Origin of the sequence: Haloechinothrix sp. LS1_15 (assembly GCF_033042135.1) — a bacterium.
Lineage (GTDB): Bacteria > Actinomycetota > Actinomycetes > Mycobacteriales > Pseudonocardiaceae > Haloechinothrix.
On record NZ_WBXM01000011.1, the window covers coordinates 131734 to 142543 of the forward strand.

The 10810-nt window shown below is 67.8% G+C and carries 10 protein-coding genes; 4 read left to right on the forward strand and 6 right to left on the reverse strand.

Features of this window, described 5'->3' with window-relative positions; translation table 11 throughout:
• Nucleotides 1-37: 37 nt before the first annotated feature.
• From F8178_RS16550 to F8178_RS16565, 4 genes are read right to left on the reverse strand one after another with little or no spacing between them, the layout of a single operon-like run.
• Entirely contained in the window at nt 38-1636 is a 1599-nt protein-coding gene (locus F8178_RS16550) for a carboxyl transferase domain-containing protein (RefSeq protein WP_317495723.1), read from the reverse strand.
• Nucleotides 1633-2778 carry an acyl-CoA dehydrogenase family protein gene (locus F8178_RS16555; protein WP_317495724.1) on the reverse strand — a complete coding sequence of 382 codons (1146 nt, stop codon included), beginning with the start codon at nt 2776-2778 and terminating at the stop codon, nt 1633-1635. Before F8178_RS16555 ends, F8178_RS16550 begins: the two co-directional genes overlap by 4 nt.
• On the reverse strand, nt 2775-4523 hold the full coding sequence (locus F8178_RS16560; RefSeq protein WP_317495725.1) for an acyclic terpene utilization AtuA family protein: 1749 nt from the start codon (nt 4521-4523) through the stop codon (nt 2775-2777). The genes F8178_RS16555 and F8178_RS16560 overlap by 4 nt, the downstream gene beginning before the upstream one ends.
• Nucleotides 4523-5311: a TIGR03084 family metal-binding protein gene (locus F8178_RS16565; RefSeq protein ID WP_317495726.1), complete on the reverse strand. Its 789-nt coding sequence runs from the start codon at nt 5309-5311 to the stop codon at nt 4523-4525. Before F8178_RS16565 ends, F8178_RS16560 begins: the two co-directional genes overlap by 1 nt.
• Before the next feature lie 187 nt (nt 5312-5498).
• Here F8178_RS16565 and F8178_RS16570 point away from each other — a divergent pair, with 187 nt between their 5' ends.
• Together F8178_RS16570 and F8178_RS16575 are read left to right on the forward strand one after the other, a co-directional pair.
• Entirely contained in the window at nt 5499-6968 is a 1470-nt protein-coding gene (locus F8178_RS16570) for a cytochrome P450 (protein ID WP_317495727.1), read from the forward strand.
• Nucleotides 6969-7294: 326 nt separating this feature from the next.
• Nucleotides 7295-9070: a diguanylate cyclase domain-containing protein gene (locus F8178_RS16575; protein WP_317495728.1), complete on the forward strand. Its 1776-nt coding sequence runs from the start codon at nt 7295-7297 to the stop codon at nt 9068-9070.
• Nucleotides 9071-9165: 95 nt separating this feature from the next.
• Here the strand turns inward: F8178_RS16575 and F8178_RS16580 are convergent, their stop codons facing one another.
• Both F8178_RS16580 and F8178_RS16585 read right to left on the reverse strand, forming a co-directional pair.
• Entirely contained in the window at nt 9166-9354 is a 189-nt protein-coding gene (locus F8178_RS16580; protein ID WP_317495729.1) for a DUF397 domain-containing protein, read from the reverse strand.
• Entirely contained in the window at nt 9351-10196 is an 846-nt protein-coding gene (locus F8178_RS16585) for a helix-turn-helix transcriptional regulator (RefSeq protein WP_317495730.1), read from the reverse strand. Before F8178_RS16585 ends, F8178_RS16580 begins: the two co-directional genes overlap by 4 nt.
• 137 nt (nt 10197-10333) lie before the next feature.
• On the opposite strand from F8178_RS16585, the gene F8178_RS16590 reads away from it, so the two are divergent.
• Together F8178_RS16590 and F8178_RS16595 are read left to right on the forward strand one after the other, a co-directional pair.
• Complete coding sequence (locus tag F8178_RS16590; RefSeq protein ID WP_317495731.1) at nt 10334-10510, forward strand: hypothetical protein; 177 nt, start codon at nt 10334-10336, stop codon at nt 10508-10510.
• Nucleotides 10510-10782 carry a hypothetical protein gene (locus tag F8178_RS16595; RefSeq protein ID WP_317495732.1) on the forward strand — a complete coding sequence of 91 codons (273 nt, stop codon included), beginning with the start codon at nt 10510-10512 and terminating at the stop codon, nt 10780-10782. Before F8178_RS16590 ends, F8178_RS16595 begins: the two co-directional genes overlap by 1 nt.
• The last annotated feature ends 28 nt before the right edge of the window (nt 10783-10810 follow it).

The following is a 10810-nucleotide window of genomic DNA, read 5'->3' on the forward strand; positions in this document are numbered from 1 at the left end:
TCGACCAGCCTCGACCAGCCTCGACCAGCACAGCCCGTCACATCCGGAAGACGCCGAAGCGATCGGTGCCACGTACTTCGGCGTTGTGAATCGCCGAGAGGCTCAACCCGAGAACCGTCCTGGTGTCCCTCGGGTCGATGATGCCGTCGTCGTAGAGCATCCCGGACAGGAACATCGGCAGCGACTCGGCCTCGATCTGCTCTTCCACCATCTGCCGCATCGCCGCGTCGCCTTCCTCGTCGTAATGCTGACCGCGGCTCGCCGCGGCCTCCCTGGCCACGATGGACAGCACGCCCGCCAACTGCTGCGGCCCCATCACCGCTGACTTGGCGCTTGGCCAGGCGAACAGGAACCGGGGGTCGTACGACCGGCCGCACATGCCGTAGTGACCCGCGCCGTAGGAGGCGCCCATCAACACCGACAGGTGCGGCACCGTGGAGTTGGACACCGCGTTGATCATCATCGCGCCGTGCTTGATGATGCCCATCTGCTCGTATTCCTTGCCGACCATGTACCCGGTGGTGTTGTGCAGGAACACCAGGGGCGTGTCGCTCTGGTTGGCGAGCTGGATGAACTGGGTGGCCTTCTGGGACTCCTCGCTGAACAGCACACCGCGCGCGTTGGCCAGGATGCCCACCGGGTAGCCGTGGATGTCGGCCCATCCGGTGACGAGGCTGTTGCCGTACAGCGGTTTGAACTCGTCGAAGTCGGACCCGTCGACCACCCGCGCGATGACCTCGCGGGGGTCGAACGGGATCCGCAGGTCGGTCGGCACGATGCCGAGCAGGTCCTCGCTGTCGTAGCGGGGCTCGGCGTAGTCGCCGCGCGGCCGGGGTCCCAGCTTGTGCCAGTTGATACGGCGGATGATGCCGCGGCCGAGCCGGATCGCGTCGGCCTCATCCACCGCGAGGAAGTCGGCAAGCCCCGAGGAGCGGGCGTGCATGTCGGCACCGCCGAGCGACTCGTCGTCCGATTCCTCCCCTGTGGCCATTTTCACCAGCGGCGGACCACCGAGGAACACCTTGGCTCGTTCGGCGACCATCACCACGTAGTCGGACATGCCGGGCAGGTAGGCCCCTCCCGCGGTGGAGTTGCCGAACACCAGCGACACCGTGGGCACCCGCGCGGCCGAGGAGCGGGTGAGGTTGTAGAACGTCCGCCCGCCGGGGATGAAGATCTCCTTCTGGGCGGGCAGGTCCGCGCCCGCGGACTCGACGAGGTTGATCGCCGGGAGGCGATTCTTCTCGGCGATCTCGGCCGCGCGCAGGCTCTTGCGCAATCCCCACGGGTTCGTGGCACCGCCCTTGACCGTCGGGTCGTTGGCGATGATCATGCACTCGACGCCCTCGACGACGCCGATGCCGGTCACCACGCTCGCCCCGACCTGATAGTCGGAACCCCACCCAGCCAGCGGCGACAGTTCGAGGAACGGCGAGTCCTCGTCAAGCAGCAGCTCGATGCGTTCCCTGGCGAGCATCTTGCCGCGTTCCCGGTGCCGGGTGGTGTACTTCGGGCCACCGCCCTCAACGGCCTTGCCCTGCTCGGTCTCCAACTCACCGAGCTTGTCGAGCATCGCGTCCCGGTTGACGACGAAGTCCTCGGCCGTCGTGTCCACTGTCGATGTCAGTACGGTCATGCCGTGAATCCCAACTGCCGCGCGGCCAGTGAGGTCATGATCTCGTTGGTGCCCCCGCCGATACCGAGGATGCGCATGTCGCGGTACTGCCGCTCCACCTCGGCTTCCCGCATGTACCCGAGGCCGCCGTGCAGCTGCACCGCCTCGTTGACCACCCACTCCCCGGCCTCGACCGCGGTGTTCTTGGCAAACGCCACCCGGGCCAGCACGTCCTCCCCCGCGACGTGCCGGATCGCGATATCACGCGTGTAGCTGCGCGCCACGTCGATCCGCCGTGCCATCTCGGTGAGCTTGTGCTGCACCAGCTGCCGGAAGATGAGCGGGCGACCGAAGGTGTCCCGCTTGCGGCACCAGTCCACGGTGAGGTCGAGCGCGCGTTGCGCGGCCGCGTAGGCCTGAACCGCGAGGCTGAGTCGCTCCTCGACGAAGTGCTGCGCGATCTGGATGAAGCCGGTGTTCTCCTCACCCACCAGGTTCGCGACGGGCACGCGACAGTCGGAGAACGCCAGCTCCGCGGTATCGGAGCACTGCCACCCCATCTTGTCCAGCTTGCGTGACACCGAGAACCCTGGGGTGTCCCGCTCGATCACCAGCAGCGAGATGCCGTGCGCGCCCGGCCGCCCGGTCCGCACGGCCGTGGTGACGAAATCGGCCCGGGCTCCCGAGGTGATGAACGTCTTGGCGCCGTTGACCACGAACTCGTCCCCGTCGCGCTCGGCCGTGGTGCGCAGTCCCGCCACATCGGACCCGCCGTCCGGTTCGGTAATGGCCAGCGCGCCGATGGCCTCACCTGCCAGGGTCGGCCGGACCCAGCGATCGATCTGCCGGGCATCGCCGGCCGAGGCGATGTGCGGCAGCGCGATGCCGTGGGTGAACAGCGAGGCGATCAGCCCGCCAGAGGCACCCGCGTAGAGCATCTCCTCGGCGACCACCAACGCGTCGATGGCATCACCACCGCCTCCGCCGACGTCCTCAGGAAACGCCACCCCGAGCAGGCCTGCCTCGCCCGCCTTGCGGTGCAGCGCCCGCGGTAGCTCCCCGGCACGTTCCCAGCTGTCGAGTTCCGGCAGGATCTCGCGCTCGGTGAACCGGCGAACCGTCTCGCGGAGCGCGCGGCGTTCCTGGCTGTCGAAAGTGGTCACAGCAGCTCCTCGGGGACATCCACGTACCGGGCGCGCAACCACTCGCCCAGTGCCTTGGCCTGCGGGTCGAAGCGAGCCTGCGAGGCGACCCCGTCGCCGAGCAGGCCGGAGATCACGAAGTTCACCGCGTACAGGTTCGGCAACGCGTACCGGCGCACCTCCAGGTCCGCGGTCTCCGGCAACAGTCGCCGGAGCTCGTCGACCGTGAGGGTGTGCGCCAGCCAGCGCCACGCGGGCTCCGAGCGCACCCAGACGCCGAGGTTCGCGTCGCCGCCCTTGTCGCCGCTGCGAGCCGCGGCGATGCGCCCCAGCGGCACGCGGCGGGTGGGCCCACCCGCCGAAAGCGGCAGGGTCTCCGGCAGGGCGGTGTCTTCGGATGTGCCCGCGGTGGAATCCTCCGCAGCCGTGCTCGGTGAGCTCACCGCGGAGATGTCCACCCGGGAACCGTCCGGCAGCACGGCCACGTGCGGCACCTCGGTGGCGTCGACGAAGGCCGCGCCGTACACACCGTACGGTGAGGCCTCGGACGGTGGTGCCGTCACGTGGAAGCCCGGGTAGCTGGCCAGTGCCAGCTCGATCGCCGCACCGGTGAAGGCACGGCCGACCACCTGCGCGTCCGGGTCGCTGGCCACGCAGTGCAGCAGCGCGCTAGCTTCCTCCTCGGTCGCGGCGTCGGCGGTATCAGTCCTGGCCAGTGACCAACGCAGCTGTGCGGGCTCGGTGGGCAGGTTGGCGGTCAGCTGGCGCCGCACCAGCGCGGCTTTCTCCTCGATGTCGAGGCCGGTCAGCACGAACGTGATCTCATTGCGGTAGCCCGCGAGGGAGTTCAGGCACACCTTGAGCTCGCCGGGAGGGGCCTGACCACGAACGCCACTGATCCCCACCCGATCGCCCGCGTGTTGGGTGAGTTCGATCGTGTCGAACCGTGCCGTGACATCCGGCCCCTGGTAGCAGGGCCCCGCGATCTCGTAGAGCAGCTGCGCGGTAACGGTGTCGACCGTGACCGCCCCACCGGTGCCGGGATGCTTGGTGATCACGCTGGACCCGTCCGCGTGGATCTCCGCGATCGGAAAGCCCGGCCGGTCCATCACCCCGTGGCCGGTGAGCTCGGTGAAGAACGCGAAGTTGCCACCGGTGGCCTGCGCGCCGCACTCGATCACGTGACCGGCGACCACCGCGCCCGCCAGCGCGTCGTAGTCCGACGCTTGCCATCCGAACCGCGCCGCCGCGGGCCCGACCACCAGCGACGCGTCGGTGACACGTCCGGTCACCACGACATCTGCGCCCGCGCGCACGGCCTCGGCGATCCCCCACGCGCCCAGGTAGGCGTTCGCGGTGAGCGGTTCCAGCTCGCGACCATCCCTGGTGCGTGTCACCAGCCCGAGCTCGCTCGACCGGTCACGCAGGTCGTCGCCTGCGACATGGGCCACCGACACCGGAACCTCGAGCTCGGCAGCCAGTTCCCGTACCGCCTCGGCGAGCCCGGCGGGATTCAACCCACCGGCGTTGGCGACGATCGTCACGCCGTGGCGCTTGGCCAGCGCCAGGTTCTCGCGCAGCTGCCGCAGGAAGGTCTTCGCGTAGCCGCGGGAGGGATCCTTCAGCAGGTCCCTGCCGAGGATGAGCATGGTCAGCTCGGCCAGGTAGTCGCCGGTGAGCACATCCAGCTCACCGCCGGTGAGCATCTCGTGCATCGCGCTGAACCGGTCACCGTAGAAGCCGGAGGCGTTCCCGATCCTGATCATCAGAACTGGCCCGCCTTCCGACCCTGGCCCGGTGGTCCGGCGAACGCCTGCGCGATGGTCAGCCACCGCGCGGCCTCGGCTCCACGCGCCGTGACGTCGGTGTCGTCCGGGTGCCTGCGCTGGGTCACCAGTAGGCAGAATCCGAGAGCGCTACCGGTCACCCGCTGCTCGGCGCTGTCAGGGCCCCAGGTCCACAGGTCACCGTCCGGGGCGGCGAGCTCGACCCGGAACGGCTCGTGCGGTGGCGTCAGCCCGTGCGCGTGGAACGCGAAGTCCCGGGTGCGCACGCCGATGTGCGCGACGTGCCGCAGTCGCGCGGTGGGTTCCCGTTCGATACCGAGCGCGTCGGCCACATCCTGGCCGTGCGCCCACGTCTCCATGATCCGAGCGGTGGCCATCGACGCGGGCCGCATCGGCGGCCCGAACCACGGAACCTTCTCGTCACCACTCCTGCCGGCCAGCGCCTCGCAGAGCCTGCCACGCCGATCCCGCCAGTGTTCCAGCAGCTCCCCCGGCGCGCGGCGCGCGACATGCGCGGCCGCGGCGTCGACGAAACCCTCGGGATCCGCGGCTGCTTCGGCCAGCCGTTCCTGGAACGCCTCGGGGTCGGTGACGGCGAGATGGGCCACGTCGTCGGTCCACGCGAGGTGTGCGATCTGATGGGCGATCGTCCAGCCCGGTGCCGGTGTGTCGCGGGCCCACTCCCCTGCGGGCAGGCCCGCGACACACGCGTCCAGCTCCTCGCCCTCGGCGTCCAGGTCGGCGAGCACGCTCGCCACATCCACCATGCGCGCCTCCTCCGGTATGGCAGCCAGCATGGCACCGCCGCCCAAAAAAAGCAAGCATGAGTGATTGTTTCGTCGAGCCTGCTGCCACACCCGTCAGAAGGAATACTCTTGACCGATTGCCAACAACTCGGGACAGTGAACGTACAGCCACGCCGGGGACAGCCCCGGCAGCCATGGAGGTGACGTTATGGCACGGCCACTGACAGCGGTCACCGACGCGGTACGCGAGCGAGTACCTCCGCTGACCGCCCTTCCCCTCCCTCGTGGCATCGACCAGCGCCTACTGGCCTCGAACGGGACGATCACGCCACTCGCTGAGCCCCCGGCGGGCAGCGGTCTCCAACCGGTCCCCGGGGATTTCGGGGCACCGATGGTTGGGCACAGCCTGCGCCTCATGCGCTACGGGTTCGACTTCGGAATGCGCCGTTACGAGCGTTACGGCCCGGTCTCCTGGATGGGGGTGCTCGGCACGCGCATGGTCGCGTTGGCAGGACCGGAGGCCACCCAGGTGGCCCTGGTGAACCGGGACAAGGTGTTCTCCCAGGAAGGGTGGCACTTTTTCATCGACCGGTTCTTCCACCGCGGCCTGATGCTGCTGGACTTCGGTGAGCACCTCGCGCACCGCCGCATCATGCAGCAGGCGTTCACCAGGGACCGGCTGGCCACCTACGCCGATCAGATGGCTCCCGTGCTGCGCCAGGGTATCGCGGGATGGCCGCAGGACAAGCGATTTCGCCTGTACTGGGCGCTGAAGCAGCTCACCCTCGACGTCGCGGGCCGGGTGTTCACCGGCATGCCACCAGGAGCCAAGGCCGATGCCCTCAACCGGGCGTTCGTGGATACCGTTCGAGCTGGCACCGCAGTGATCAGGCGACCCGTACCCGGTGGCCGTTGGTCGGCCGGGCTGAACGGCAGGAAGGTGCTGGAGAGCTTTTTCGCGGAGAACCTGCCAGCCAAACGGACGAGGCCGGGCGACGACCTGTTCTCGGCGTTGTGTCACGCCACCGATGACGACGGGGAGCGGTTCAGCGACGAGGACATCATCAACCACATGATCTTTCTGATGATGGCGGCCCACGACACCAGCACCATCACCGCGACCGCCGCCGCCTACTATCTCGGTAAGCATCCCGAGTGGCAGGAGCGCGCACGGGCCGAGTCACGGGAACTCGGCGACGAGCCGCCTGATCTGGCCGCGCTCGAATCGCTGACCACACTGGATCTGGTCATCAAGGAATCGCTCCGGATGGTGGCTCCGGTGCCGAGCCTGTTGCGCAAGACCGTGGCGGACACCTCGGTGCTTGGCCACTACATCCCGGAAGGTACGCTCGTCGGGGTCTCCCCCATGATCAATCACTTCGTTCCCGAGTGTTGGACTGATCCGTTCCGTTTCGATCCCGAACGCTTCGCGCCGCACCGGATGGAGGACAGGTCGCACCGGTTCGCGTGGATCCCCTTCGGCGGAGGTGCTCATAAATGCATAGGCATGCATTTCGGCACCATCGAGGTCAAAGCCATTCTGCACGAGATGCTCAAGCGTTACGCATGGTCATTGCCTGCCGATTATCACGTCCATTGGGACTACGTCGCGTTGCCTGTTCCTGTGGACGGTCTTCCGGTCCGGTTACGGTCAGCGACGGCAACGCGTACCACCTGATCCGGGCAGCACCCGTTCACCTGCGCCTTTTTCGCTCAATGGCTCGCACCGTGTCGTCGCCGCTGATAACGTTATGTGCCCCATACGCCACAGGCATCACTCGTTTGGCCGGTAGACATACCCACCTGTTCGTGGTCGGTTAGCAGAGTCTTCATGACACGACCGCCCTCGGCATGCCTGACCCGGCGCCAGCGCCGTGCGCAGCGACGCTAGTAAGCTCGCCGACTCGTGACCGGAGAGGTGAAACTGTGAGCGACCATAGTGATTCGCCCGAAATGGCCGAATTCACACGACGATGGTCGGATGCCCTCGCACAGACAGAGGGTGTGACGCTTGACACCGGGGAACTCGAACGGTGGATCCGGGAGATCGCGGTGACGGCCCGCGAGGATCTGCAACACGCCCGCGCCGCAGCGGTGGAGCGATTCGCCCGGCTCTTTGAGCACGCCCCGATCGGCATCGCGCTGCTCGACGAGTGGGGAACGATCGCTGAAGCCAACTCCGCGCTCGAGCGGATGCTCGGCTGCCAACCGAACAGCCTACGTGGCACCTCTCTGCCGGAACTGGCCGCCGGCGAGCGCGACGCCAGCACACTACGGAACGGCCTCGACACCCTGCTACGCACCGCCACCCCGCAGGAGCTCACGCGCATCGACTTCCGGCACGCCGTCGACGAGCGGCACCGCACCAACGTCACCCTGATCACGCTCCCCTCGGACACGCCGGAGCGCGAGTACCCCCTGCTGCTCGTCGAGGACGTCAACTACGCGCACTCGCTCGGCGAGACGTTGTTGCACCAGAACGTGCACGACGCGCTGACCGGCTTGCCCAACGCCGCCAGCTTCGACAACCAGATGGAGGCGGCGCTGGCCGACCGGGCGCACCCGCAAGTGGCGCTGGTGCTGTTCGATCTCGACGGTTTCCGGGTCATCAACGACGGTCTCGGCTCGAACGTCGGCGACGCGCTGCTTCGTGCCGTCGCCAACAAGCTGCGTAACGCCTTCAGCCAGGCCGATGCCACCGTCGCCCGGCTCACCGGTGACGGGTTCGGTGTGCTGCTCCGCGGTGAGCTGACTCCCACCGAGGTGATGAACCAAGTCGAGGCCGCTCTCGGCGAGCTCAGCGAACCGATCTACATCGAGGGCGAGCCCGTCGGCGTGAACGCCAGCGCCGGAATCGTCTTGCAGAACACCGGGCAGGACACCGCGGCGGACCTGAAGCGCAAAGGCGAGACCACGCTGCACCGCGCCAAGGATCAAGGACGTTCCCAGTGGATCTTCTACGACGATGCGGCCGATGCCAGGGATCGGCGGCGATTCCGGATGGCCGCGTCACTGTCGGGGGCGCTGGAGAACGGCCAGTTCGAGCTCGTCTACCAGCCCACAGTCACCCTCGACGGCAGCGACGCGCTGCCGGTGGTCGACGCCGTGCTCCGGTGGCACCATCCCGAATTCGGCACGGTGACCTCCGACGAGATCCTCCCGCTGGCCGACACCACCGGCATGACGCTGCCGATCGGACGGTGGATGCTCAGCGACGCCCTCACCACCCGCGCATCCTGGGGCGCGACGCTGGACGGGCCGGTGCCCGACGTGTGCCTACGCCTTCCCGCCCGGCTGGCCATCGACGACAAGCTGGTGGGGATGGTCAAGGATCGGCTGGCCGAGCATGCGCTGGACGCGTCCACGCTACGGCTGTGCGTGGCACCGAGCACGGCGCTGGATCCGCGTGGTGAGGCGCTGGAGTCACTCGGCGTGCTCCGCGAGCTCAGCATCTGGCTCGTGCTCGAGGTGACAGCGGCCACCGATCTCGAGCTGATCCGCAAGCACCGCCTCCCCGTGGACTGCGTCATGCTCTCCGGCGGCATCGTGGACAGCGTCGACCACGACAACGGCAGCTGGCCGTCGTCGGCCAGGCACCTCGAACACCTCATCGCCAGCGCCAGCGAGCTCGGACTCATCATCGGAGCCCAAGGGGTACGCACCACCGAGCAGGCCGAACGGCTCGGTGCGCTCGGCGTGCGCGCCGCTCGGGGACCCTTCTACCTGGAGCCGAGCCCCGCCGACCGGATCGCCACGCTGCTCGCCGAGCGAGCGGGCTAGACGGCTTCACCATCCGCCTCGGTCACCGACACTCGCCCCAGACACAACACGGCGCCCCGGCCAAGCGTGGGCGAGGGCGCCGTGCGTGTGTATCGCTACTGCTCCCGCACGCTCGCGGTGAACGCGCGCCACACCGAGAACGGCACTTCCAGGGTGCCGCCGTCGCGGTCCTTCGTGTCGCGCACCCGCGCGCGGGCAGGGTCGAGCGCAAGCTCGACGCAGTTGGTCTGCCCACCGCTCCGGCTACTCTTACGCCAGATGGCGGTGTCTTGCTGTAAGCTCATTCCGCACGCTCCTTACCTGCTGAGATGGTGGCGATGAGCTCAATTGACTCGGACGGGCTCATCGCTGCCTCGCAGAGAGTATCCGCCGCGATCTTGTAACGCTCGACGGTCCTCTCGTCTGTGATCGTCGCTGACGAGCAGTAGTGCTCCAGGTGCACCACCGGCTTGCTGTCGTCAGTAAACGAGATCCACACCCATGGCCCAGTCATTGCCGCAGCGTGCGACACACCGATCGGTAGCACCTGCACCGTGACATTGTCGGCCTGGGCGAGCTTGGCAAGGTGGCGGAGCTGGCCCACCATTACGTCATCGGTACACGGCTGATACCGGAGGGCATACTCTCCGATGATGGCGTGGAACGTCACCGGAGGATCGTCGGTAAGGACATGCTGCCTGCCGAGTCGCACCATCGATCGATGGTCGGCCTCGCCGCTGGTCGCGCCGAACTCGGTGATGATCTGACGAGCGTAGGCGGGTGTCTGCATCAGGCCAGGGATGAGCATTGGCTCGACGTCGATGATCATGCTTGCGGTGCGCTCGTACTCTCGCAGTGCCGCCAACTGCTTGTCCACACCGGGAGCGACCCAGTTCGGATCTGCGGCCGCACGTGCCAGATCGAGTAGCCGATCACGCTCTTCGCCGGTGACGCCGAGGATACCGAGCACGGCCGCCGTATCCTCCGCGCTCGGAGCTAACTTGCCGTTCTCCCAGCGCGATACGTGCGTGTGCGACCGACCTAACTGTTTGCCGAGCTGTGTCGTGGTCAGCCCGGCTTCGGTGCGAGCTTGCCGGAGCTCGGCACCAAGCTGGCGAGCCCGCGGGGTGTCGGCTGTGCTGGCCATGCACAGAATCCTATTAGGTCACGGCGCGTGAGCGCCTGCTACCTGATCGGGGCATTGCATCATCTGTGCATGCACTGTGATCCTGTCCGTGCACATTGCCACCGTGTTGGTACTCATAACGTAGCGGGGAGGTCATCATGATCTGGTTCGCGCTCTGCATGCTGGGCATCTTCGCCTTGCCGCTTCTGGCGTTGCTGCCGTGGGAGCGCCTCTCGGACAGTGTGATGCGGCGGAGATGGCAGCACGATCCGTACGACCCTCGGCCGCGCATGGTGCGTTGCGGTGACGGCTACGAGCTGGATCGGGGATTGTGATGGTGGCGCTACCGACCTACGGGTGGATGCCGCAGATCCCCGAGGACATCCGGCGCCTGCCCGCGCACTGGGTCGCCCCGGGCACGCCGAAGGAACAGCTACCCCAAGGCCGAGGCTATCCATCGGCCTGTGGCCAGGCCTATTGCCTGCCGATCTACGGGTGGGACCGCCTATCCCGCATCTACGCGCACCAGGCCTGCGCCGACTGCGCCGCCCTGGCACCGTACCCGCCCCGCACCCCCCTCCGCCACGAACCCGGGAGCCTGCCATGAGCTGGTGGCACCGCGCCGACGGCACCAT

Coding starts and splice junctions, on each gene's coding strand:
- F8178_RS16550 (WP_317495723.1), bottom strand. CDS start 1,636: ATGACCGTACTGACATCGACAGTGGACACGACGGCCGAGGACTTCGTC.
- F8178_RS16560 (WP_317495725.1), bottom strand. CDS start 4,523: ATGATCAGGATCGGGAACGCCTCCGGCTTCTACGGTGACCGGTTCAGC.
- F8178_RS16565 (WP_317495726.1), bottom strand. CDS start 5,311: ATGGTGGATGTGGCGAGCGTGCTCGCCGACCTGGACGCCGAGGGCGAG.
- F8178_RS16570 (WP_317495727.1), top strand. CDS start 5,499: ATGGCACGGCCACTGACAGCGGTCACCGACGCGGTACGCGAGCGAGTA.
- F8178_RS16580 (WP_317495729.1), bottom strand. CDS start 9,354: ATGAGCTTACAGCAAGACACCGCCATCTGGCGTAAGAGTAGCCGGAGC.
- F8178_RS16585 (WP_317495730.1), bottom strand. CDS start 10,196: ATGGCCAGCACAGCCGACACCCCGCGGGCTCGCCAGCTTGGTGCCGAG.
- F8178_RS16590 (WP_317495731.1), top strand. CDS start 10,334: ATGATCTGGTTCGCGCTCTGCATGCTGGGCATCTTCGCCTTGCCGCTT.
- F8178_RS16595 (WP_317495732.1), top strand. CDS start 10,510: ATGGTGGCGCTACCGACCTACGGGTGGATGCCGCAGATCCCCGAGGAC.